The sequence below is a fragment of the Enterobacter sp. fkY84-1 genome, from assembly GCF_052974705.1.
In genome coordinates, this window is sequence record NZ_CP169393.1 from 1,403,319 (window position 1) to 1,426,382 (window position 23,064).

The 23,064-nt window shown below is 59.0% G+C and carries 16 protein-coding genes; 9 read left to right on the forward strand and 7 right to left on the reverse strand.

Features of this window, described 5'->3' with window-relative positions:
• The first annotated feature begins 3 nt into the window (after nucleotides 1–3).
• The 4 genes from ACEPLT_RS06605 (at nucleotide 4) to ACEPLT_RS06620 (ending at nucleotide 5,334) form a co-directional block, all read left to right on the forward strand.
• Entirely contained in the window at nucleotides 4–1,098 is a 1,095-nt protein-coding gene (locus ACEPLT_RS06605) for an HlyD family secretion protein (RefSeq protein WP_032674424.1), read from the forward strand.
• Nucleotides 1,095–2,666 carry a DHA2 family efflux MFS transporter permease subunit gene (locus ACEPLT_RS06610; protein ID WP_032674426.1) on the forward strand — a complete coding sequence of 524 codons (1,572 nt, stop codon included), beginning with the start codon at nucleotides 1,095–1,097 and terminating at the stop codon, nucleotides 2,664–2,666. Before ACEPLT_RS06605 ends, ACEPLT_RS06610 begins: the two co-directional genes overlap by 4 nt.
• Nucleotides 2,666–4,189 (forward strand): efflux transporter outer membrane subunit, encoded by a 1,524-nt coding sequence (locus ACEPLT_RS06615; protein WP_008501180.1) that lies wholly within the window; start codon nucleotides 2,666–2,668, stop codon nucleotides 4,187–4,189. Before ACEPLT_RS06610 ends, ACEPLT_RS06615 begins: the two co-directional genes overlap by 1 nt.
• A gap of 104 nt (nucleotides 4,190–4,293) precedes the next feature.
• Nucleotides 4,294–5,334: an aldo/keto reductase gene (locus tag ACEPLT_RS06620; RefSeq protein ID WP_045352160.1), complete on the forward strand. Its 1,041-nt coding sequence runs from the start codon at nucleotides 4,294–4,296 to the stop codon at nucleotides 5,332–5,334.
• A gap of 114 nt (nucleotides 5,335–5,448) precedes the next feature.
• Here ACEPLT_RS06620 and ACEPLT_RS06625 read toward each other — a convergent pair whose 3' ends face one another.
• Nucleotides 5,449–6,552: a succinylglutamate desuccinylase/aspartoacylase family protein gene (locus ACEPLT_RS06625; RefSeq protein ID WP_049122383.1), complete on the reverse strand. Its 1,104-nt coding sequence runs from the start codon at nucleotides 6,550–6,552 to the stop codon at nucleotides 5,449–5,451.
• Nucleotides 6,553–6,852: 300 nt separating this feature from the next.
• On the opposite strand from ACEPLT_RS06625, the gene ACEPLT_RS06630 reads away from it, so the two are divergent.
• From ACEPLT_RS06630 to ACEPLT_RS06640, 3 genes are read left to right on the forward strand one after another with little or no spacing between them, the layout of a single operon-like run.
• Nucleotides 6,853–8,229 carry a glycoside hydrolase family 1 protein gene (locus ACEPLT_RS06630; protein WP_232928200.1) on the forward strand — a complete coding sequence of 459 codons (1,377 nt, stop codon included), beginning with the start codon at nucleotides 6,853–6,855 and terminating at the stop codon, nucleotides 8,227–8,229.
• A gap of 51 nt (nucleotides 8,230–8,280) precedes the next feature.
• Nucleotides 8,281–9,603 (forward strand): PTS sugar transporter subunit IIC, encoded by a 1,323-nt coding sequence (locus ACEPLT_RS06635; RefSeq protein WP_023292937.1) that lies wholly within the window; start codon nucleotides 8,281–8,283, stop codon nucleotides 9,601–9,603.
• 15 nt (nucleotides 9,604–9,618) lie between these two features.
• Nucleotides 9,619–10,335 carry a GntR family transcriptional regulator gene (locus ACEPLT_RS06640; protein WP_008501185.1) on the forward strand — a complete coding sequence of 239 codons (717 nt, stop codon included), beginning with the start codon at nucleotides 9,619–9,621 and terminating at the stop codon, nucleotides 10,333–10,335.
• A 41-nt stretch (nucleotides 10,336–10,376) separates the two neighbouring features.
• On the opposite strand, the gene ldtB is transcribed toward ACEPLT_RS06640, so the two are convergent.
• On the reverse strand, nucleotides 10,377–11,297 hold the full coding sequence (gene ldtB, locus ACEPLT_RS06645) for a L,D-transpeptidase (RefSeq protein WP_044596939.1): 921 nt from the start codon (nucleotides 11,295–11,297) through the stop codon (nucleotides 10,377–10,379).
• Nucleotides 11,298–11,519: 222 nt separating this feature from the next.
• Between ldtB and ACEPLT_RS06650 the strand changes: the two genes are divergently transcribed.
• Complete coding sequence (locus ACEPLT_RS06650; protein WP_172513236.1) at nucleotides 11,520–13,115, forward strand: ABC-F family ATPase; 1,596 nt, start codon at nucleotides 11,520–11,522, stop codon at nucleotides 13,113–13,115.
• An 82-nt stretch (nucleotides 13,116–13,197) separates the two neighbouring features.
• Here the strand turns inward: ACEPLT_RS06650 and ACEPLT_RS06655 are convergent, their stop codons facing one another.
• Together ACEPLT_RS06655 and ACEPLT_RS06660 are read right to left on the reverse strand one after the other, a co-directional pair.
• Nucleotides 13,198–15,561, reverse strand: a complete 2,364-nt coding sequence (locus ACEPLT_RS06655) for a glycoside hydrolase family 31 protein (protein ID WP_232928203.1) — start codon at nucleotides 15,559–15,561, stop codon at nucleotides 13,198–13,200.
• A 17-nt stretch (nucleotides 15,562–15,578) separates the two neighbouring features.
• Entirely contained in the window at nucleotides 15,579–16,880 is a 1,302-nt protein-coding gene (locus ACEPLT_RS06660; RefSeq protein WP_213375358.1) for an MFS transporter, read from the reverse strand.
• Nucleotides 16,881–17,168: 288 nt separating this feature from the next.
• On the opposite strand from ACEPLT_RS06660, the gene ACEPLT_RS06665 reads away from it, so the two are divergent.
• The gene (locus tag ACEPLT_RS06665) at nucleotides 17,169–18,242 is read left to right on the forward strand and encodes a LacI family DNA-binding transcriptional regulator (protein ID WP_063615839.1); all 1,074 of its coding nucleotides are present in this window, start codon (nucleotides 17,169–17,171) and stop codon (nucleotides 18,240–18,242) included.
• On the opposite strand, the gene ACEPLT_RS06670 is transcribed toward ACEPLT_RS06665, so the two are convergent.
• The 3 genes from ACEPLT_RS06670 to ACEPLT_RS06680 all read right to left on the reverse strand — a co-directional run bounded on the left by ACEPLT_RS06670 (nucleotide 18,239) and on the right by ACEPLT_RS06680 (nucleotide 23,061).
• On the reverse strand, nucleotides 18,239–19,495 hold the full coding sequence (locus ACEPLT_RS06670) for a DUF1479 domain-containing protein (protein ID WP_045352145.1): 1,257 nt from the start codon (nucleotides 19,493–19,495) through the stop codon (nucleotides 18,239–18,241). The genes ACEPLT_RS06665 and ACEPLT_RS06670 overlap by 4 nt on opposite strands.
• A gap of 151 nt (nucleotides 19,496–19,646) precedes the next feature.
• Nucleotides 19,647–20,462, reverse strand: a complete 816-nt coding sequence (locus ACEPLT_RS06675; protein ID WP_045352142.1) for a Cof-type HAD-IIB family hydrolase — start codon at nucleotides 20,460–20,462, stop codon at nucleotides 19,647–19,649.
• Between the two features lie 166 nt (nucleotides 20,463–20,628).
• Nucleotides 20,629–23,061 (reverse strand): formate C-acetyltransferase/glycerol dehydratase family glycyl radical enzyme, encoded by a 2,433-nt coding sequence (locus ACEPLT_RS06680; protein ID WP_126348719.1) that lies wholly within the window; start codon nucleotides 23,059–23,061, stop codon nucleotides 20,629–20,631.
• Between the last annotated feature and the right edge of the window lie 3 nt (nucleotides 23,062–23,064).

Here is a 23,064-nt window from a genome sequence, read left to right on the forward strand (position 1 = left end):
ACTATGGCTGAAGATCAAACTCCACCTGCTGACGAGCAGGACAAAAATAATAATGAGCGTAAGCGACCGGGCAAAAAACCGTTAATTATCCTCGGCATTGTCGTGGTGGTGATGGTTGTCGTGGCGCTGGTCTGGTGGTTTTTAACCCGTAACGAAGAGACGACTGACGACGCCTTTACCGACGGCGACGTGGTGACGATTGCCCCAAAAACGGCAGGCTACGTCACCGAGCTGCGGGTGCGCGATAACCAGCGCGTGAAAAAAGGCGATCTGCTGGTGGTTATCGATCCGCGGGATACCACCGCGCAGCGCGATCAGGCTCAGGCCCAGCTTGGGCTGGCCATCGCGCAGCTGCATCAGGCTCAGGCGCAGCTCGCGCTCTCAAAAGTGCAGTATCCCGCCCAGCGTGACGAAGCCAAAGCGCAGGTGCTGAAAGCACAGGCCGATCTGGCGAACGCGCAGGCGGAGTACCGTCGCCAGCGCGGCGTCGACCCGCGGGCAACCACCCAGCAAAGCATTGATTCCGCGAACGCTCAGCTGCGCAGCGCGCAGGCGGGGCTGGCCAGCGCCCAGGCGCAGCTGGAGGTGGCAGAGCAGGTCCAGTTGCAAATCCGCCAGCAGGAAACCAACGTTGAAGCGCGCGAGCGTCAGGTCGATCAGGCGAAAGCGCAGCTGGAAACGGCCAATCTGAACCTCTCTTACACCGAAGTCCGCGCCCCGTTCGACGGGTTTGTCACCAAACGCAACGTGCAGCCCGGCACGCTGGTGCAGGCGGGTACGGCGCTGTTCTCCCTGGTTTCGCCGAACGTGTGGGTGGTGGCGAACTTCAAAGAGTCCCAGCTTGAGCGCATGAAGCCCGGCGATAAGGTCACCGTGTCCGTCGACGCGTGGCCGGATATGGCGCTTGAGGGCCACGTTGACAGTATCCAGCAGGGCAGCGGCTCGCGCTTCTCCGCCTTCCCGGCAGAAAATGCCACCGGTAACTTTGTCAAAATTGTGCAGCGCGTGCCGGTCAAAATCGTGATTGATAAGGGGCTCGATCCGAACAAACCGCTGCCGCTGGGGCTGTCGGTCGCGCCGAAGGTGACGGTGGAATGACGGATCACAGCCACGACAGCTGGAAGCCCGCCAGCAATCCGTGGGCGGTGGCGATTGTCGTCACCCTGGCGGTGTTTATGGAAATTCTGGACACCACCATCGTGAACGTGGCGCTGCCCCACGTGGCAGGTTCGCTCTCGTCCAGCTATGACGAATCCACCTGGGTATTAACCAGCTACCTGGTCGCGAACGGCATCGTGCTGCCCATCTCGGCGTTTCTGAGCCGGGTATTTGGCCGCAAGCAGTTCTTCCTGATCTGCATCGTCATGTTTACCGTCTGCTCGTTCCTCTGCGGCATCGCCACCGAGCTGTGGCAGATCATCCTGTTCCGCGTGATGCAGGGCTTTTTTGGCGGCGGGCTGCAGCCCACGCAGCAGTCGGTACTGCTCGACTACTTCAAGCCGGAGGACAGGGGCAAAGCGTTCGGCCTTTCCTCCATCGCGATTATCGTTGCACCGGTCCTCGGCCCGACGCTGGGGGGCTGGATCACCGACAACTACTCCTGGCGCTGGGTGTTCTTTATCAACATCCCGGTGGGGATTGTTACGGTGCTGGCGATCTACCAGCTGCTGGAAGATCCGCCGTGGGAGAGCAAGTCTAAAGAGAAGCTGACCATCGACTGGACGGGGATCGGCCTGATCGCTTTAGGGCTTGGCTGCCTGCAGGTGATGCTTGACCGGGGAGAAGATGAGGACTGGTTCTACTCGAACTTTATCCGTACCTTCGCGGTGTTAACGCTAATCGGCATTATCGGTGCCATTTACTGGCTGGTGTATGCCAAAAAGCCGGTGGTGGATCTGCACTGCATGAAGGACCGCAACTTTGCGATTTCCAGCCTGCTGATGGCGGGGATGGCGATGATTTTGTACGGCAGCTCGGTGGTGATCCCCCAGCTGGCGCAGCAGGATTTAGGCTATACCGCCACCTGGTCCGGGCTGGTGCTGTCGCCGGGGGCGGTGCTGATTGTATTAACGATCCCGCTGGTGCTGAAGCTGATGCCGGTGGTGCAGACGCGCTGGATTATTGTCTTTGGCTTTACCTGCCTGGCGGTGTCGTTCTTCTGGTCGCGCACCCTGACCCCGGATATCGACTTTGAAACCCTGGTGCTGTTCCGCAGCGCCCAGTCGCTGGGGCTGGGGTTCCTGTTTGTGCCCCTGACCACCATTGCCTTTATTTCGATTCCAAGACGGCTGAATGCCGACGCGGCAGCGCTGTTCACTATGTTCCGTAACGTCGCGGGCTCGGTCGGGATCTCGCTGTCGACGGCGGCCATCACCGAACGGTCTCAGGCGCATAGCGCGCACCTTGCGTACCACGCCTCGCCGTTTAACGAACAGTTTCAGCAGGCAATACGCGAAAGCGCCCAGGCAATCCAGAACTTCACGACCCAGGTGGGCGATCCCACCGGGATTGCCACCGGACGCCTGTACCAGACCATGATCGAGCAGTCGCGCTTTTTGGCCTACATCGACGTCTTCACCCTTCTGAGCGCCGTGGCCTTGCTATTGATTCCGTTTTGTTTGTTGCTCTCGCCGGTTAAGAGCGAGGGGAGTGCAGGAGCACATTGATGATACACAGACGTTTACACCCCCTGATGATAATGATGCTGCTGGCAGGCTGCGCCGTCGGGCCGGACTATCAGCCGCCCGCGCCGCCTGCCGTGACGCACTGGAACGATAAGGGCGACAGCGGGGTAAAATCGCAGACGACCTCCGCCGCGACCAACCCGCGCTGGTGGAAGACCTTCGGCTCGCCGCAGCTCGACAGCCTGGTTGAGCGCGCCATCGCCGGAAACCTGACGCTGCAGCAGACGGTGCTGCGCATCGCCGGCGCGCGCGAGCAGATTAACCAGGCGGGCGGGGCGTTTTACCCGTCGGTGAACGGCAATCTGCAGGCGACGCGCCAGCAGCTCGGGCTGGAAGGGGAGCTGAAATCCCACGGCGTGTATGACCAGCTGGATAATGTCGATCCTGAGCTGCGGGGCGCGTTAGGCCCCCTGACGCAGCCGATCAACCTCTACCAGGGCAGCTTCGACGCCCAGTGGGAAATTGACCTCTGGGGCAAGGTGCGCCGACAGGTGGAAGCCGCCGAGGCGCAGCAGAAAGCCGCTATCGAGCAGCGTAACGACGCGCTGGTGTCGCTGGAGGCGGAAGTGGCGCGCGCGTGGCTCCAGCTGCGCGGGGCGCAGAGCATTATCGCCACGCTGAACACCCAGATTAAAAGCGCGCAGCAGACGCTGGATCTGACCGAAAGCCGCCAGCGGGGCGGGCTGTCGCCGCAGATGGATGTAGAAAATGCGCGGGCGCAACTGGGTAACCTGGAGGCGCAGCTGCCGCAGTACCAGGCGCAGGCGCGGCAGGCGATGAACGGTCTGGCGATCCTCCTTGGCAAGCCGCCGGGTGCGCTCGATGCGGAGTTACAAAGCGTGCAGCCGATGCCCGCATTGCCGGATATCGTGCAAACCGGCATTCCGTCTACGCTCGCGCGACGCCGTCCGGACGTGCGCGAAGCGGAGGCGAATCTTCATGCCGCCACGGCGCAGATTGGCGTCTCGGTGGCCCAGCTGTTCCCGAGTTTTACCCTCTCCGGGCAGTTTGGCCTGCGCAACAGTGAAACCAACTGGCTCACAGACTGGAGCAGCCACTTCTACAGCTTTGGCCCGCAGGTCTCCATCCCCATCTTCCAGGGCGGTCGACTGGTCTCCAGCGTGAAGGTGGCGCGCGCGCAGCAGGGAGCCGCGGTGCTGGACTATCGGCAGACGGTGCTCACCGCGCTTGGCGATGTCGAAAATGCGCTGGTGAGCTATCGCACCGACCAGCAGCGTGAAGCGGGTCTCGCAAAAACGATCGACGCTTTGCAAAACGCCTTTGATTTAGCCAGCGACAGCTACCGCCAGGGGATCGCCAGCTTCATTGACGTGCTGGACGCCCAGCGACAGCTGGCGCAGGCCCAGCAGCAGCGCGCACAGGCGCAGGTGCAAAGCGCACTCGATCTGGTGGCGCTCTACAAGGCGCTCGGCGGCGGCTGGGAGCCGTATCAGCAGGTGCAATTACCGGACTACAGCGTCTTTGGCGACGCCCCGCGCGGATAAATTTTCAGAGGATTGGGCAAGAAACGGACAGGAACGCCACATTCGCGATGGCTGAGGGGCGGGTATAACTAACAGACACCCAATCGACATGCGAGGAAAGCGTTATGCGTTATCAAAAACTGGGCAATACCGGACTGTTCGTTTCTGAACTCTGCCTCGGCACCATGACCTTCGGCGGTGAAGGCGGCATGTGGGGCAAGATTGGTCAGCTCCAGCAAAGCGAAGCAGAACAGCTGGTGGGCCGCGCGCTGGATGCCGGGATCAACTTTATCGACACCGCGGACGTTTACTCGGAAGGGCGTTCGGAGGCGATCCTCGGGCAGGCGCTGAAAAACCTGAAAATTCCGCGCGAGAACGTGGTAGTCGCCACTAAAGTATTTGGCGAAACGGGAACGGCAGGAGTGAACTCGCGCGGCAGCTCGCGCTATCACATCATCAGCAGTGTGAAGGAGAGCCTGCGCCGCCTGCAGCTCGATCATATCGATCTCTATCAGCTGCACGGTTTCGACCCGGCCACGCCGATTGAGGAGACGCTGTATGCGCTGGATAACCTGGTGCAGCACGGCCACGTGCGCTATATCGGCGTCTCGAACTGGGCGGCGTGGCAGATTGCCAAAGCGCTGGGCATTTCCGAGCGTCTCGGGCTGGCGCGTTTCGCATCCCTCCAGGCGTATTACACCATTGCCGGACGCGATCTTGAGCGCGAGCTGGTCCCCATGATGCAGAGCGAAGGCGTCGGGCTGATGGTCTGGAGCCCGCTGGCGGGCGGCCTGCTGAGCGGGAAATATGGTCGTGACGGGCAGAGCGAAGCCGGTAGCCGCCGTCTGGAGTTTGACTTCCCGCCGGTGAACAAAGATCGCGCCTTTGACTGCGTGGACGTGATGCGCGTGATTGCCGAAAGTAAGGGCGTCTCCGTCGCGCAAATCGCGCTGGCGTGGCTGCTGCACCAGAAGGCGGTGACCAGCGTCATCATTGGCGCGAAGCGCGTTGAGCAGCTGGACGACAACATTGCCGCCACCGGGATCCGCCTCAGCGAAGACGAGCTTAAGCAGCTGGATGCGGTGAGCGCGCTGCCGCGCGAGTATCCGGGCTGGATGCTGGAGCGTCAGGGGGAGTATCGCCGCAATCAGCTCGCGCAACAGTAACTCTCCGCATCAGGTAATTTTTAAATTTGTTTGCCCATCGGTACAGAAATCGGCGAAAGCGGCTTATTTCACTGAGCACGCTTTTGCCGATTCAACGATGGGCTGTGGCGGGAATCAGCAACCGTCTTTGCAGGTTGCCGCTGGGTTTTGCTCAAGGATTCTTACCAGCAGGGCCCGGGGTTCTCTCACGACATCTGTTCCAACTGACAGTACTTTGCCGTCCCGCTCTGCTGAATACTTCGCGACAACATCACCGAATGCATTTCGCTGCAGGGCGACCTCTTGTCCTGCTTTGACCGTGTCGCCGGGTTTAACGAAAACTTCCGCAAACCCACCCGTGGTTGCTCGTATTGAACTGATCGCATTACCAATATACGTTTTATTGCTGCTGGCGGTTGCGCCGATTTTGCCTTCAATCACCTTGTAATGAATCAGTACATTGAGGGCACCCTCTACACCCCGGGCAATCATATCCTGCTGGTAAATCCTCGGCTCTCCCGTCTCGGCCGTTATCGCCGGGATACCATTTTGAATAAAGGTTGTCTCCATTGAGCCGGCTTCGCCGGGATCTTTCTTAATTTGATCGGCCGGAAAAAGTTCTGCAATCGTCCGGGCATCCGCATTGCGGTAGTCGGCATAAATGAACAGCGGATAAGCCGTTCCGGTAGACTGGGTGTGGTAGTCAATCGCCAGGTCGACATTTCCTTTGTAAACCTTATTCCACATCATCCATGCCTGACGCTCGGCAGGGTTACCCGTTTCTTTTCCTGGATGCACGCGGTTGTAGTCGATCGTCTCACCCCCATCGGTTGAAACGGACCATGTCCGGGAGACCCTTTCAAGTCCAGAACGGTTTGGACCTATAATGCCAATAACGCTGCCATTCATTTTTGCGGGGTCCAGTTGTTCCATCACTTTTTGTACGATGCGCACTCCGTTTAGCTCATCCCCGTGGACGCCCGCCTGCAGAAGGACTTTCTTCCCGTCCGTTTTGCCTTTTGCCACCATGATGGGGACATACCAGCGCTGTCCTGTTCCTGTCTCAACCCCCTCGAACATGAAGCGATGTTGTCCTGCTGTCAGGTCTGATACATCCAGAGTCGAGATAACCGGCACTCCCTGCACCTTATCACCCGTATACACCGTTGCCGCGTGAGTCATTGAGCATGGCAACGCTAAGCTGAGAGCGAATGCGATACGGCTAGTAGATATCTTCATGAGCGTCATTTTCCATTTGATAGGGTTGAGATTTTTATTTTTCGGCCTGGGCCGTGGTTCGTGCTCATTAAGTTAATAGTGATTTTATGAGGCCAGCCAGCGGCACGATCGGGAAATGTGATTTTGCATAGGCTAACGCACCGGCCTCAATAACAGGGTTGGCGCGATTCATTTTTCCTGCCCGACGTCTTCTTTCTAACCTACCTCACAAAAAACGATCCTCCGCTTTGATCGACATGCTATCTTCGCCTATATGACTAGTCATGAAATTTTAAATGACTAGTCATATAGGGAGGAAACATGAGCAATCAGCTGCCGGCCAACTTTTTATGGGGCAACTCGGTATCGAGCATGCAGACGGAAGGGGCCTGGAACGAGGGCGGGAAGGGGATGTCGGTGTACGACATTCGTGAGGCTGGGGAGAACATCTCCGACTGGAAAGTGGCGACCGACTCCTACCATCGCTACCGGGAAGATTTCGACCTGATGCAGGATCTGGGCATGAACTGCTACCGCTTCCAGATCTCCTGGAGCCGCGTCTGTCCGCAGGGTGACGGCGTGTTCAACGACGAGGGCATCGCGTTTTACGACCGCTTTATTGACGATCTCATCGCCCGCGGTATTGAGCCGATGATCTGCCTTTACCACTTCGATATGCCGCTGGCGCTGGCGCAGGAGTACAACGGCTTCAATGACCGCCGCGTAATGGACGCCTTTATCCGCTACGGTAAAAAGATGATCGACTGCTTTGGCGACCGCGTGAAGTACTGGCTGACCTTCAACGAGCAGAACATCTTCCATATGCCGGAAGCGTTTCGTATTTCCGGCTACATGAAAGGCGATCAAACCCTGCGCGAGCTGTACGAGCTGCAGCATCACACCATGGTGGCGCACATGGCGCTGACCGAGTATCTGCACCAGACGAAACCGGGCCAGCTGATGGGCGGCATGCTGGCGCACCAGCTGGTTTACCCGGCCACCTGCAAACCGCGCGATATCTTCTGCGCCCAGCAGTATGACGAGTTCCTCAACCAGAACCTGCTGCGCGTCTTTGCCGGGCAGGGCTACAGCCCGGCGGTGATGGCGGTGGTTGAGCAGGAAGGCTTTGGTGATATCTACCGTGCCGAAGATTTAGCGCTGCTGGCGCGCACCAGAAACGACTATATGGCCTTCAGCTACTACGCCAGCAAAACGCTGGACAGCGATGCGATCCCGGAAGGCACGCCGGTCAACTATTACCTGCTGCACGGCGAGAAAAATAACCCCTACCTGAAAGCCACCGAGTGGAACTGGCAGATCGACCCGCTCGGTTTTCGCACCATCATTACCCGCTACGCCAACGACTGGCGCATGCCGGTCTTTCCGATTGAAAACGGCATTGGCGTGATTGAGTCCTGGGATGGCGTCAACCCCATCGAGGATACCTACCGCATCGACTATCACCGGGCGCACATCGAGGCGATGAAAGCGGCGATATTCGAGGATGGGGCAGAGGTCATGGGCTACCTCGGCTGGGGGTTAATCGACATTCTCAGCTCCCAGGGCGACATGCGTAAGCGCTACGGCGTGGTCTACGTCAACCGGGAAAACCACGACCTGAAAGACCTCAGGCGCGTGCCGAAGAAGAGCTACGCGTGGTTAAAACAGGTTATCCATACCAACGGACGCGAGATGTAAGCCGTACGCTGCCGGGCCGTTTTTGTGACTGATTGATGGGAACACTCCGCTATGTCTGAAACAAAAATCACACCGCACATGCAGTCCTTTGTCGATAAGTTTGTCGAGTTCTCGGCGCGCCTGGCAAACCAGGTCCACCTGCGCTCCCTGCGCGACGCCTTCGCCACGGTGATGCCGATTTTCATCCTCGCCGGCCTGGCGGTGCTGGTGAACAACGTGGTGTTCCCGTGGATTTTTCACGGCGATACGCTGGCACACTTCAAAGTGTGGGGCGAGGCGATTATCAACGGCACGCTTAACATCGCCGCGCTGCTGCTGGCTCCGATGATCGCCTGGTCACTGGCGCGCAACAAAGATTTCGACAACCCGGTCTCGGCAGTGGTTATCGCCGTCAGCAGTTTTATCATCATGATGCCGATGCGCTTACAGGTTACGCCCGTTGGCAGCGACGCCGCGGTGAACGTCACGCAGGTGCTGACCTTCGCCAATATCGGCTCCACCGGGATTTTCGCCGGGGTGCTGATTGGGCTGCTCTCAACGGAAGTGTTTATCGCGATTTCGCGCCTGAAGGCGCTGCACATATCGCTCGGGGAAAATGTGCCCCCAGCGGTCAGCAAATCCTTTACCGCGCTGATCCCGACGATCCTCACGCTCTCCCTGTTCGCGGTGCTGGCGGCCGTGCTGGCAAACGTGCTGCACACGGATCTGATCCATCTCATTACCACCTTTATCCAGCAGCCGCTGCGGCTGATCAACACCAGCCTGCCGGGGACGATTTTCATCTACAGTTTCGGCAACTTTCTGTTCACGCTCGGTATCCATCAGTCGGTGGTCAACAGCGTGGTGCTGGAACCGTTCCTGCTGATCAACACCAACGAGAACATGCTGGCCTTCGCCAACGGCCAGCCCATTCCGCACATCATCAACAACATCTTCGTGCCGACGTTTGGCATGGTGGGCGGAACCGGCAGCACGATCTCGCTGCTGATCGCCATCTTTATCTTCTCCCGGCAACAGTCGGCGAAACAGGTGGCGCGTCTGTCGCTGGCGCCCGGCTTATTCAACATCAACGAGCCGGTGATCTTCGGCCTGCCGATTGTGTTTAACCTGCCGCTGATGATCCCGTTTGTGCTGTTGCCCGCCATCGGCATTTACTTCGCCTGGCTCTGTACCACGCTGGGATTCATGTCGCGCTGCGTGGTGATGATCCCGTGGACCACGCCGCCGATTCTCAGCGCCTGGCTGGCGACGGCAGGGGACTGGCGGGCGGTGGTAGTGCAGTTGGCAATCATCGTATTTGGTGTATTCTTCTACCTGCCTTTCCTCAAGATTGCCGAGCGAGTGGCGTTGAAAAACAGCGGGATAGAAAACTAACTGTAAGGAAGGACGATGGCGGCGAAGTACATCACCATAGCGCGGGAAATCAAGAAACGCATTATCAGCCAGCAGTACGCCGCCAATGAACCGCTCCCGGACCAGTTTGCGCTGGCGGCGGAGTTCAGCACCAGCCGGATGACCATCCAGCAGGCGATGCGCCAGCTGATCGTCGAAGGGCTGGTCTATACCCGCCAGGGGCAAGGGACGTTCATCCGCAAAAACTTCCTCCAGCTCTCGCAGTGGGATCTCTCCGGCAGCGACTATTTCGGTGCCACCAAAACCTGGGAACATCTGGGCACGGTTACCAGCCAGGTGGTGCATTTTGAACTGCGCTTCCCGAACGAAAAAGAGCAGGCGTCGCTGATGATTAACGCCGATGCGCCCGTCTATGACTTTATTCGTCTGCGCTTATTAAACGGCGAACCCATGTCGCTGGATTCCACGGTGATGCCGATGAATCTGGTGCCGGGCCTGACGAAAAGCCATCTTGAAGGTTCGGTGTTTCAGTACGTTCAGGAAACCCTGGGGCTGAAAATTATGGGGTCATACCGGGTGGTGCGGGCGCTAAAGCCCAACGCGCTGGACAGAGAGCATCTGGTCTGTGAGGAAACCGATCCGGTGCTGGAGGTGGAGCAGGTCATTTATCTGGAAGATGGCACCGCGCTGGAGTATGCCCACTGCCACTATCGGTACGACCACGGCGGGATTGTTATCGTGAATAACGGATAAAAAAAAGCGGGCCTTGAAGCCCGCTTTTTTAATGCGCGTGATTAATTCAGACGCACCGGCATACCGGAACGGTTCTGAATCGCCTGGTCGACGATGGTGGTTTCCACGTCAGGCTGAGAGGTCACGGACTGCACCGCGCTGTTCAGCGTAATCGGCACGATCTCGTTGTTGTTGATCTGGTCTTCGCTGGTGGACAGCGGGTTGTGCACTTCGATGTAGCGGCTGCCGTCTGGCTCAGACGTCGCTTTCACCGGTTCATTGATAAACTGCACGCGCGTACCCACCGGCACGTTTTCGAACAGGAACTTGATGTCGTCGTTACGCAGACGCACGCAGCCGTGGCTTACGCGCAGACCGATACCGAAGTTGGCGTTGGTGCCGTGAATCGCATACAGACGACCAATGTACAGGGCATACAGACCCATCGGGTTATCCGGGCCGGCTGGCACAACGGCTGGCAGCGGTTCGCCCGCAGCGATGTATTCCGCGTGCATTTTGGCGGTAGGGGTCCAGGTTGGGCCCGCTTTCTTACGTTCAACTTTGGTGGTCCAGTTCAGCGGGGTGTCTTTGCCCAGCTGGCCGATACCGATTGGCAGCACGATAACGGTGTTGGTGCCTTTCGGGTAGTAATACAGACGCATTTCGGCGCTGTTGATCACGATACCTTCATGAACGGTATCCGGCAGGATCAGCTGCTGAGGAATATTCAGCACGGTACCTGCTTTCGGCAGGTACGGGTCAACGCCCGGGTTCGCTTCCAGCATGTTAGACAGGCCCAGCTGGTACTGCGCGGCGAAATACTCCAGCGGCTGAGAGTTACCCTCAGGCACCGTCACCACCTGGTTTTGACCCACCAGACGGCTTCCGTCGGTCGGCAGGGGATACGTCACCGCAGACGCGGTCTTACAAAAACCTACTACGGCTAACGCCGCCGCAAAAAGCGCTGTTAATTTCATGTTCATGTTGTGCGAGGTATCTAAGCCATTCAGGCGATGAGTTGATAAGTCTGAATCTGTGATGGGAGCGCATTATATGTGCATTCCCGCTAACAGGGAATTCAGATGTGTACGAAATCACATTTTTTTCGATTTTGTTAAAGTTTAGTGGATTGCCGCAACACGGGATCTCAATTCGGAATTGTGGCATAATGCCGTGTTTATCACACTTTTCGCAGGAATCTCCCCGTGTTAGTTACCAGCAACGTCACTATGCAGTTTGGCAGTAAGCCGCTGTTCGAAAACATTTCCGTCAAATTTGGCGGCGGCAACCGTTACGGCCTGATTGGCGCCAACGGTAGCGGAAAATCCACCTTCATGAAGATCCTTGGCGGCGATCTGGAGCCGACCCTCGGCAACGTCTCGCTCGACCCTAACGAGCGTATCGGTAAGCTGCGTCAGGATCAGTTCGCCTTCGAAGCGTTCACCGTGCTGGACACCGTGATCATGGGGCACGCGGAGCTGTGGGAAGTGAAGCAGGAGCGCGATCGCATCTACGCGCTGGCCGAAATGAGCGAAGAAGATGGCTATAAGGTGGCCGATCTGGAAACGCAGTACGGCGAGATGGACGGTTACTCTGCGGAAGCGCGTGCGGGCGAGCTGCTGCTGGGCGTCGGCATTCCGGTTGAACAGCATTACGGCCCGATGAGCGAAGTTGCGCCAGGCTGGAAGCTGCGTGTGCTGCTGGCCCAGGCGCTGTTCTCTAACCCGGACATCCTGCTGCTCGACGAACCAACGAACAACCTGGACATCGACACCATCCGCTGGCTGGAGCAGACGCTCAACGACCGCGACAGCACCATGATCATCATCTCGCACGACCGTCACTTCCTGAACATGGTCTGTACGCACATGGCGGATCTGGACTACGGCGAGCTGCGCGTTTATCCGGGCAACTATGACGAGTACATGACGGCGGCCACTCAGGCGCGCGAGCGTCTGCTGGCGGACAACGCCAAGAAGAAAGCACAGATTGCGGACCTGCAGTCCTTCGTTAGCCGCTTCAGCGCCAACGCCTCTAAGTCGCGTCAGGCGACCTCGCGTGCGCGTCAGATCGACAAAATCAAGCTGGAAGAGGTTAAAGCCTCCAGCCGTCAGAACCCGTTCATCCGCTTCGAGCAGGACAAGAAGCTGTTCCGTAACGCGCTGGAAGTGGAGGCCCTTACCAAAGGCTTCGATGAAGGCCCGCTGTTTAAAAACTTCAACCTGCTGCTGGAAGTGGGCGAGAAGATTGCCATTCTGGGCGCCAACGGCGTGGGTAAATCCACCATGCTGAAAACCCTGGTCGGCGAACTGCAGCCGGACAACGGCACCGTGAAATGGTCCGAGAACGCGCAGATTGGCTACTACGCGCAGGATCATGAGTACGAATTCGAAAATGACCTGACCGTCTTCGACTGGATGAGCCAGTGGAAGCAGGAAGGCGACGACGAGCAGGCGGTGCGCAGTATCCTGGGCCGTCTGCTGTTCAGCCAGGACGACATCAAAAAGCCTGCTAAAGTGCTCTCCGGTGGCGAGAAAGGCCGCATGCTGTTCGGCAAGCTGATGATGGAAAAACCAAACATCCTGGTGATGGACGAACCGACTAACCACCTGGACATGGAATCGATCGAATCGCTGAACATGGCGCTGGAGATGTATCAGGGCACCCTGATCTTCGTCTCTCACGACCGTGAGTTCGTCAGCTCGCTGGCGACCCGCGTGATCGAAATTACGCCAGAGCGCGTGGTGGACTTCACCGGTAACTACGAAGATTACCTGCGCAGCAAAGGTATCGACGGCTAAAAAAAGCCCGGTGGCGCTTCGCTTACCGGGCCTACGGGTGACTTTGTAGGCCGGGTAAGGCGAAGCCGCCACCCGGCAATGTTCAGAGCACCCACTCACTCCTTTCAACCCCGTTCACCCGCAGCGTACGTTTTTCCCCCGCCGGTAATGATACCTTCAGCGCCTTCCACGCCGGACGATAGTCGCCGCGCGCGTTCACCTTCAGGTTTATGGTTGCGCCATCGCACACCATCTCCCATTCCACCCACAGCGCATTGCCGTTCAGGTAGCCCCAGCTTTCACCGTCGTCTTCAAACAGCAGCCCCGAGGTTGTGCCGACGCCTTTCACCGGGAACAGCTTCAGCTCGCGGGTCGTATCTTTTTCGGCACTCACATGCGTGATGCGCTCGCTCAGAGGCAGACCGGCCCCGGCGCGCACCAGCAGCGGCAGTTTTTCCAGCGGCGCATCGAGGACGATGGATTGCCCGCCCGCATACCACGCGTGGGTGTAAAAATCGTACCAGCCCGTTTCGTTATCCGGCAGCCAGACCCGGCGCTCGCGCTGCCCGGCTTCGACGACGCTGGCGACCAGCAGGTCGCGGCCCAGCAGGAAGTCGTCGCACTCTTTGAAGGTTTGCGCGTCGTGCTCGTGGTCGAGGAAGGTCGGGCGCAGCATCGGCTCGTCGTCGGCGTGCGCCTGCCAGAGCAGGGTGTAGAGATACGGCAGCAGGCGGTAGCGCAGCTCAATCGCGCCGCGAATGGCAGGCGTGACGCCCGGATACATCCACGGCTCGTTCACCGTGTGGTCATCGTTCCACGAGTGAATGGTAAAGCGCGGGTGCATCACGCCGTTCTGCACCCAGCGCACGAACAGCTCGGCGTCCGGCTTGTCGCCGGAGAAACCGCCTACGTCATGGCCGACGTTGAACAGCCCGGACAGGCTCATGCCCAGCCCCATGCGGATGTTATAGCGCAGGGTGTCCCAGTTGGTGCGGTTGTCGCCGCTCCAGGTCTGGACGTAGCGCTGCATCCCGGCGCAGCCGGAGCGGGAGATCAGATACGGGCGTTTTTCCGGCGCAAAGCGCTGCTGCGCTTCCAGCGAGGCGCGCATCATCAGCAGCGGCATCACCGGGCGAATATGCTTGATGGCAATCTCCTGGCCGAAGCCAAAGCAGCGGGCTTCCCCGTCCCACACTTCATATTCGTTATTGTCGTTCCAGGTGGAGTCGATGCCCATCTCCAGCAGCTGCGTGGTGACGCCGTTCTGCCACCACTGCACCGTTTGCGGGTTGGTAAAGTCGAGGTGTGAGCCTTCGTCATCCCAGAAGCTGGAGCGTTCGGGTGCATCGGTTTCTGAATCGCGAATGAACAGCCCGCGTTCCGCCACTTCGCTGTAGCGCGGATGGTCCTGCAGCAGGCACGGCTTGATGTTCGCCGCAAGCTTCATTCCCGCGTCGTGGAAGGCCTGGCTCATCACCTTCGGCTGCGGCACCTTGTCATAGTTCCAGTTGAAGACGTAGCGCTTGTCGTTGATGGAGGTATAGCCAGACGAAAGCTGGAACGAGTCGCACGGAATGGCGTGCTCTTCGCACAGGCGAATAAAGTTCATCAGCTGATTCTGCGCGTCCGGCGCGTCGGTGTAGTGCATGGTTGAGCCGCTGTAGCCCAGGCTCCATTTCGGTCCGAACAGCGTTTTTCCGGTCAGGCGAACAAAGGCTTTAGTGACGTCCAGCACGCGTCTGCCGGTAAAGAGGTAGTAGTCGATATCGCCCGCTTCCGCCTGCCAGCGGCGATAGGCGGTGTGGTAGTTGTCGATCTCGTTACCCAGATCCAGCCAGCAGCTGCTCAGGTTGTCGTAGAACAGGCCGTAGCTCACGTCGTCGCGGCGGGTGAGGGTGAACGGAATGTGCTTGTACAGCGGATCGGTGCTGGCGGCGTTGTATCCCATCGCGTCGAGGTTGCGCATCTCGTAGCGTTTACCGTTGCGCTGCAGATCGCCCGCTTTCTCGCCCAGGCCGTAGAAACGCTCGTCCTTGCGGCGGCTCAGGTAGTGCGCCACGCCGTCGCCGTGGGCGTTCAGCAGGTAGGCGCTGGTGGGGCGGTCGTTGACCAGCGGCTGCCACTCGCCCGCGTCATTGCGGTAGTGCCACTCCAGCCACAGCGGCTGGTGCACGGTGACGCGCAGCTGTTCGGTTGCCACGGTTAACGTGTCGTCCTGCTGCGTCAGCATCCAGGCCGGGCAGGTGAAGCCGCTGACATCGTCACGACGGCGACCTTCCCACGGCACGTCTTGTTCCGGGGCGATACTCCAGGTGCGGTCCAGCGCCAGCTCGCCTTTGCGTTTGATCAGCACGCGGAACAGGTTCTCTTCCAGCACATACAGGCACAGGCGGTGCTGGTTATCGACCAGCAGTTCAAGATGGTTTGCCGACTGCGTATCAACGGTCCAGTTTTTCAGGGTTTTCATATGCAATACATCCACTATCAGGCGCGCTTGGCGCGACGTTCAGCAATAAATGCTACCAGGAAGAGAGCGCCAATCAGGTCAAAGAAGCCCATGGCGATAAAGAGCGGGTTAAAGCCGATTTTGTCGGCGGTCACACCGATTAACAGCGAGAACAGGAAGCTGGCGATCCACGCCGCCGAGCCGCGCATGCCGTTGACGGTCGCCATCTGGCCTTTGTCGAACGACTCCACGACCAGGGCGCTCAGCATGCAGGAGATGATCTGGTGCCCGAAGCCGCCGATGGAGATCAGCACGATGGTGATATACGGGTCGCGGGTAATGGCGACGATGGCCAGCGAGATCATCAGGAACGCGCCGGTCACGGAGCTGGCGACAACCGAGTTCACGCGGGAGCAGCCGAACAGACGGGTGTACAGACGCGTCAGGTAGCCGCTTGCCACGCTGCCGAGGTCGGCGGCGAGGAACGGCAGCCAGGCAAACATCGCAATCTGCTTCAGGTCCATACCGTGCTCTTTGGCAAGGTACAGCGGCACCCAGAAGCTCAGCACCGCCCAGGCGGGTTCTGCCATAAAGGCAGGAATGGCGATACCGTAGAAACGTTTGTTTTTTGAAACGGTTTTCAGCGCGGTCAGGAAGGGCAGTTTGACCGGCGCCGGTTCGTTATCCTGCTTGATAAACGCCAGCTCATCCTTGCTCAGGTTCGGGTGCTGCTCCGGGTTGTGGTAGAACGCCCACCAGAGGATCACCCACAGCAGCGCCAGCAAGCCGGTAAACATAAACGCGCCCTGCCAGCCGAACGAGGCGTGAGCAAAGTAGATGATAGGGGGAGCCAGCATCGCGCCGATGGAGAAGCCCACGCCCGCCCAGCCGGCGGCAACGGGACGCTCTGATTTCGGGAACCATTCGCCGATGGTTTTGGCGTTCGCCGGGGTGGCGGCGGCCTCTGAAGCCCCCATAAAGAAGCGCAGAATCGCCAGGTGCAGCCAGCTTCCGGCGCCCGCGTGGAAGATACACATCAGCGCCCAGATCCCGGCGCAGACCATAAAGCCAATCTTCAGGCCAATGACGTCAATCAGCCAGCCGCACAGGGGCTGGAAAATGGTATAGGCGATCTGAAACGCGCCGACGATCCAGGAGTATTGCTCGGTGGTGATCCCGAGGCTCTCTTTTAGCTCTGGAGCGAGAATACCTAAGGAATTTCGGGTGATGTAGTTAACGGTGACGCCCAGCAAAAACAGCACCAGCACGTACCAGCGCAGGTTCTTGATGACGCGACGGGTTTTGCTTGTCGCAATGGTGTTATTGATGTCCTGACTCATTTTACTCTCCACAAGACGGACGGTAAGGGGACGGAGGTTCAGGTGTCACACAGATTGTTATGCCTTTGATTTCTATCCGCTTATAATGCTTAAGTTGCTATACAACTAGTATGGAAGCTGTGTGACAAGTTCACCTTAAGGAAGAAAATGAGTGGGCAAAAGTGGATTTTGTGCAAAATTTCTCATAATCGACGGAAACACTCTGGCATGATGGCATTCATGCCAGTTATTGCCTGACAAACACGCTATGAAAATTTTTTCATTTCGCAAATGGAGCCAGATCACAAAATGGACAAAAGGCTAAAAATCACCGAAATCGCGGCCCGCACGCAGCTCTCCATCAGCACCGTGTCGCGGGTGCTGGCTGGGAAAGCGAATACCAGCGAAAAAGCGCGTGCAAAGGTGCTGGCGTGCGCGCGCGAGCTGGGGGTAATGGACGGCATGGCGGCAGGGCGTCTGCTGCTTAACAGCCTGGTGGTTTTTGCCCCGCAGCGGGCGTTTGACGAGCGGTCCGACATCTTTTACTACCGCGTGATCCAGAGCGTGAGCAAAGCCCTTGCCTCCCACGAGGTCCGGTTGCGCTACTGCGCGCTGGAGGAGAACGACAGCGACGCCCAGCTGTTTCTGGCGCGGATGAACGAGCCGGATACGCAGGCGGCCATTCTTCTCGGTATTGACGATCCGCATATCCACGATCTGGCGGTGGACGTGGGCAAACCCTGCATGCTGATTAACTGCCGCGACCGGCACATGCGTCTGCCTGCCGTTGCGCCGGATCACCGCGCCATCGGCGAGCGGGCGGCGGAGTACCTGTTCGAGATGGGACACCGCGAGGTGATGAACGTGCTGTGCCTGCGTCGCTACACGATGGAGCTGCGCCTGTCGGGGATCCGCGACGCGTGGCAGTCTCACAACCTGGCGTTCAACGACAGGCGCGATCTGCTGGTGGTGCCCAGCTTCAGCGCCAGAGAGACGGAGCAGCTGGTGAGCGATTGGCTAAATCAGCAGCAGGGAAAAGACCTGCCGACGGCGTTCCTGGTTGGCGGCGACTTTATGGCGGCGGGCACCATCAGCGCCTTACAAAACCACGGCCTGCGCGTGCCGCAGGACGTCTCGGTGATGAGCATCGACGGCTTTAACCTGGCGGCGATTCAGGATGTTCCATTAACGGCCGTGCATGTTCCCCGCGATGAGCTGGGAACGGAAGCGGTACACATGCTCCAGCAGCGGCTCATGCGCCCGGACGCGCCGGTGGGCACATTGCTGCTGAACGGCACGCTGGCCGTGCGGGAATCGGTACGGCGGATACGTCAGGGGAAACGACGCACCGCCGTGGAGCGGGAAGGGCTGTACGACAGCTAGACCATGCCCAGCGCGCGTTTGCCGTGGATGTTGAGATCGTTCACGGTAAAGCGGTCCTGCCAGGTTTTTTCATAATCCTCGCGCGGGAAGTCTCCCGGCGACGCGCCGGTCTCCAGCGCTTCCTTGACCTTCTTCGCATAGGCGAGGTTTTTCTCGCACATCGGTGCGGCGGGGATGTACATCACGTTGCCCCAGCCCTGCTGATCTTCCACCGGCGCGACGGAGTGGATCACATCGCAGTGCCACCACACCGAATCACCCGCCTCCAGCGCAGGAATGCTGGTCAGCGCCTCGATAAGCAGCGGGTGCCACTTCTCGGAAACCGGCAGCACGCGCCCAGGCGCCACGCCGCACAGCTCGTCCTCCGGCACGTCGTCCAGCAGCGGACGCAGCAGAATGTACGCCATTGCTTCCGGGATCGGCACCACGTGCAGCAGCCCCTGGCCAGGGATCATGTCCGACAGCGCCGTCCAGCCCTGGAAGGTGCGGAACACCGAGCATTTGGTGGTGTTATCCACGGTATACTCTTCCACTTCGGTACGGTGCGCGGCGTTCCACGGATCGTACTTGTCGACGTTGCCGTCAAACACGCGGGCGAAAACCTGCTGGTATGCCGGCAGCAGCCAGCGCTCCAGGGCGCCGGAGTCGGTATGCGCGCCGAGTCCTTTCGAGGTGGTTCCCGGCGGACGGCGGCGGATACGATCCGGGTAAATCACGCTCACGTCCGGGTCGAACCACTGCTTGCCGTTGCTCTCGAACGTCCATAAGCGGTTCAGGAACGACTGCACCTGCGCCATTTCTTCGCTCTGGCGCGCCTGCATTTGCGCCTGCGACCAGTAGATCGGGTAAATCTCCGGACGGGAGGCGGTCAGGGTGCCGAAGAAGTTATCGCCTGGCCCTTTGTACACCTCATCAAACTTGTTCAGATCGAGGTAGTCGAGCATCGACTGATCCCACGCCAGCGCCTGCTCGCGCGGGAAGTGACCTTTAATCACCGCACAGCCGCGGCGCTTAACGGCCTCGCGCTGTGCGTCGGTAATCGTGCCGTTTTTCACATCGTTAAACGGAATCACCGGCCAGACGGATTCACCTTTATTTTTAAGGGCGTTAATTTCCGCCACGCGGGTGGCAATGCTGTCGCTGAGCTTGTTGAACACCGCCTGCACGTCACCGATCTGCGCGCGTAACTCACGTTTCAACTGACGGATTGCCGCTTTGTGATCCGCCGGCAAGGTTTCACTGGTAAAGGTCATAACTGCCTCGCATCTTTCATTCGAAAGTAAAAATGTCTACAAGTGATACTTTAAGTTAAAAATAAGTTAATGCAAGTTTAAAAACTTGACGTGCGCCACAGGACGGGAAAATGAGTGAGGGCGCCGGAGCAGGGCTCCGGCGAGAAGAGGATCAGGCGTCGAACGGGGGATGGTTGTCGAGCACGGCCTGAATGACGTTCAGCGCGCCATGATGGTTGTTGTCATCGGTGCTGTAGCGGCTGATTTCTTTGATGCTCTCTGCCGCGTTGCCCATCGCAAAGGAATATTTCACCAGCTTCAGCATCTCGGCATCGTTTCCGCTGTCGCCAATCGCCACGCACTCTTGCGGAGAAATTTTCCAGCGCTTCAGCAGACGGCTGATGCCGTTCGCTTTGTGCAGGCCGGGGATAATCAAATCGACAAAGCCAAAGCCGCTGGTGACCGGCTTCATGATGCCGTCCAGGGAGACGTGGAGTTTATCCACCAGATTAGGAATGTCGCTGTCCGGCAGGTTCAGGGAGAACTTAAACAGCACGTCGTCAATGTCGCGGTAATCGCTGATGCGCTTTAAGCGGTGGTAGTGCTTTGACATTAGCGCCACGAACGCGTCCGGCGCTTTATCGCTGACGTAGGCGCTCTCCAGCCCGCAGGCCACGAAGTTCAGCCCTTTGTCTTTCAGCAGTTCGCCAATCACGATCTGCGACTCATGGCGGGTCAGCTCGCCGTGAAAAATCTGCTCGCCGCGATCGAACACCAGCGCGCCGTTTTCCGCCACGAAAGAGATCCGATCTTTAAGCTCCGGAAAGAAGGAGATGAGCTGGTAATACTGGTTGCCGCTGGCGACAACAAATTCAATGTCGCGGGCTTTAAGCTGTTCAAACTGTGCCTGGAAGCGGTCACGATCGTACTGCTTGGCATCATCAAGGAAAGTTCCGTCCATATCGGTGACGATAACTTTAACGGTCATACTGTGCTCCTGGGTCACTGCGTTTTGAAACATTCTAATAACAAGGTGACGAGGAGCACAAATTTAATTTCGAATGAAAGTCAGAAAGCCGGGTGGCGGCTTCGCCTTACCCGGCCTACGGGGAGACTTTGTAGGCCCGGTAAGCGCAGCGCCACCGGGCGTTTTCTTACAGCGTATGCTCAGTACGGGCGATAATATCGTCCTGCGCATCCGGCGACAGGGCGGTGAAGAACGCCGAGTAACCCGCGACGCGCACCACCAGGTCACGATACTGGTCAGGATGTTTCTTCGCCTCCAGCAGCGTTTCGCGCGAGACGATGTTGTACTGGATATGCCAGCCCTTATGCACCTCGAAGAAGGTGCGCAGCAGCACCATTAGCTTCTGGCGATCGCTGTCGTTTTCCAGCGTTGACGGGTTCAGCTTCTGGTTCAGCAGCACGCCGCCGAGAATCGCTTCCGTCGGCAGTTTGCCCACCGAGCCAATTACCGCCGTCGGGCCGAGGTGGTCCGTACCCGAAGCCGGGCTGGCCCCTTCCGCCAGAGGGGTATGCGCCTTACGTCCGTCCGGCGTCGCCATCGTCGCCGCGCCAAACGGCACGTTCGCGGAGATGGAAGAGGTGCCCGCGTAGTAGTTACCGCCAATCGGGCCGCGGCCGTAGCGCGGGTTATGGTACTGCTTCAGCTCTTCAATGTAGGTCTGATAGGCGCGGGTCAGCAGCATATCCACGCTGTCGTCGTCGTTGCCGTACTTCGGCGCGCCGTTGATCAGGCGCTGACGCAGCTGCTCGTGGGTCAGCCCGTCGAAATCATCGGCCAGCGCCGCCGCCAGCTGCTGCTGGCCGATGACGCCCTGTTCGAACACCAGCTTCTTCACCGCCGCCAGGCTGTTGCCGAGGTTGGCGATGCCCACCTGCAGGCCGGACACCCAGTCATACTTCGCACCGCCCTGCTTGATGCTTTTCGCGCGCTCGATGCAGTCGTCCACCAGCGCCGAGCAGAGAATATCGTGGACGTTCTCTTCCAGCATGGTGTCCACCACATACTCAATCTCGATGGATTTGCGGGTGTAGTAGCGGATCTGGCTATCCCAGGCCGCCATCACCTCCTCGAAGTTGTCGAAGTTACCGGCGGAGAGGGCTTTCTCCTGTGGCAGGAATACCTTGCCGCTGGTGGCGTCGCGGCCGCCTTCCAGCGCGGCCAGCATCACGCGGGCGAAGTTGATGAAGCTCATGCCGGTGCAGCGATAGCCCCACTTGCCGCCCACCGCGGTTTCGATACAGCCAATGGCCGCGTAGTCGTAGGCGTCGTCGCGCTCAACGCCGAGCTTGATGAATTCCGGAATGACGATTTCATCGTTGTTGAACGCCGGCATCCCGAAGCCGCAGCGGATCACCTGCACGCAGGCGTCGAGGAAGTCGTTGCTCATGCCCGCGTGGTAGCGCACGCTCAGGTTCGGCTGGGTGGAGCGCAGGCGACCGCAGGATTCCAGAATCGCGTACGAGAGCGGGTTCACCGCGTCCATCGGCTCACCGTTGACCAGCTTCTGGCCGCCGATGGTGACGTTCTGGTACAGCGGGCTACCGGCGGAAGCCTTCGAGTGCGAGCCGGAGCGGATCTTGTTCACTTCCAGCAATTTCAGCCAGCAGCTGTGCAGCAGCTCGATGGCGTGCTCGCGGTCCAGGCTCTGGTTCAGCTCCACGTCGCGGCGGTAGTACGGATAGAGATACTGGTCCATACGCGCGAAGGAGACGGAGTGGCCGTTGGACTCAATCTGCAGGATCAGCTGAATGAAGTAGCACAGCTGCAGCGCCTGCCAGAAGGTTTTTGGCGGCTCGTGGGCGATTACGTCACAGTTTTCCGCCATCGCCAGCAGCTCGTCGCGGCGGCTTACGCGGGTTTCGGTGGAGGCCATCTCGCGCGCCAGGTCGGCAAAGCGTTTGATGTGCAGGCTCACCGCTTCCAGCACGATATCGATCGCCTTCAGGAACTGGTCGCCGTGCAGGTCTTCCAGCACCGTCAGGTTGATGCGCGAGCGGCGCTCGGCCACTTTGGCGCGCAGGCCGTCGAGACCTTTCTCCAGCACCAGAGGGAAGTTCACCGCCAGGTGCGCGTCGCCGGAGGTCATGTTGCCTTCGGCTTTGATGATGCCGGTTTCCAGCAGGCCTTTCTGCTCGTCGGTGAACATGCCGTAGCAGCGGTCCTGCACCGTCTGGCCGCGCCACCACGGGCAGATTTCATGCAGCACGCGCTTGTTCTCTTCGCTCACCGCAAAGCCCGCGCCCGGACGGTCCGCCAGGTCGTCAATCTCTTTCTCAATCCAGGAGACGGTGTATTCCGGGAAGATCGGCGCGGCGCGCACTTCGCTGGCCTGGTTACCGATGATCAGCTCGTCGTGCTTGATCCAGATGGTACGCTCGGCCAGGTGATGCGCCAGCGCCAGGGCGCGGCGCACCGGGATCGGCTTGTCCATGTGCTGCTGGTACATTTCGGTGTAATGCTGGGCGCGCTCGGTACAGACCGGCGGCTTCACGATATGCACCAGGGCCGTTTTGTGCGCCTTAATGCGCTCGCTGAGGGTGTTGAGATTCAGGGTGGTCATAAG

Coding starts and splice junctions, on each gene's coding strand:
- ldtB (WP_044596939.1), bottom strand. CDS start 11,297: ATGAACATGAAATTAACAGCGCTTTTTGCGGCGGCGTTAGCCGTAGTA.
- ACEPLT_RS06605 (WP_032674424.1), top strand. CDS start 4: ATGGCTGAAGATCAAACTCCACCTGCTGACGAGCAGGACAAAAATAAT.
- ACEPLT_RS06610 (WP_032674426.1), top strand. CDS start 1,095: ATGACGGATCACAGCCACGACAGCTGGAAGCCCGCCAGCAATCCGTGG.
- ACEPLT_RS06670 (WP_045352145.1), bottom strand. CDS start 19,495: ATGACCTTTACCAGTGAAACCTTGCCGGCGGATCACAAAGCGGCAATC.
- ACEPLT_RS06665 (WP_063615839.1), top strand. CDS start 17,169: ATGGACAAAAGGCTAAAAATCACCGAAATCGCGGCCCGCACGCAGCTC.
- ACEPLT_RS06655 (WP_232928203.1), bottom strand. CDS start 15,561: ATGAAAACCCTGAAAAACTGGACCGTTGATACGCAGTCGGCAAACCAT.
- ACEPLT_RS06635 (WP_023292937.1), top strand. CDS start 8,281: ATGTCTGAAACAAAAATCACACCGCACATGCAGTCCTTTGTCGATAAG.
- ACEPLT_RS06640 (WP_008501185.1), top strand. CDS start 9,619: ATGGCGGCGAAGTACATCACCATAGCGCGGGAAATCAAGAAACGCATT.
- ACEPLT_RS06625 (WP_049122383.1), bottom strand. CDS start 6,552: ATGAAGATATCTACTAGCCGTATCGCATTCGCTCTCAGCTTAGCGTTG.
- ACEPLT_RS06660 (WP_213375358.1), bottom strand. CDS start 16,880: ATGAGTCAGGACATCAATAACACCATTGCGACAAGCAAAACCCGTCGC.
- ACEPLT_RS06630 (WP_232928200.1), top strand. CDS start 6,853: ATGAGCAATCAGCTGCCGGCCAACTTTTTATGGGGCAACTCGGTATCG.
- ACEPLT_RS06675 (WP_045352142.1), bottom strand. CDS start 20,462: ATGACCGTTAAAGTTATCGTCACCGATATGGACGGAACTTTCCTTGAT.
- ACEPLT_RS06620 (WP_045352160.1), top strand. CDS start 4,294: ATGCGTTATCAAAAACTGGGCAATACCGGACTGTTCGTTTCTGAACTC.
- ACEPLT_RS06615 (WP_008501180.1), top strand. CDS start 2,666: ATGATACACAGACGTTTACACCCCCTGATGATAATGATGCTGCTGGCA.
- ACEPLT_RS06680 (WP_126348719.1), bottom strand. CDS start 23,061: ATGACCACCCTGAATCTCAACACCCTCAGCGAGCGCATTAAGGCGCAC.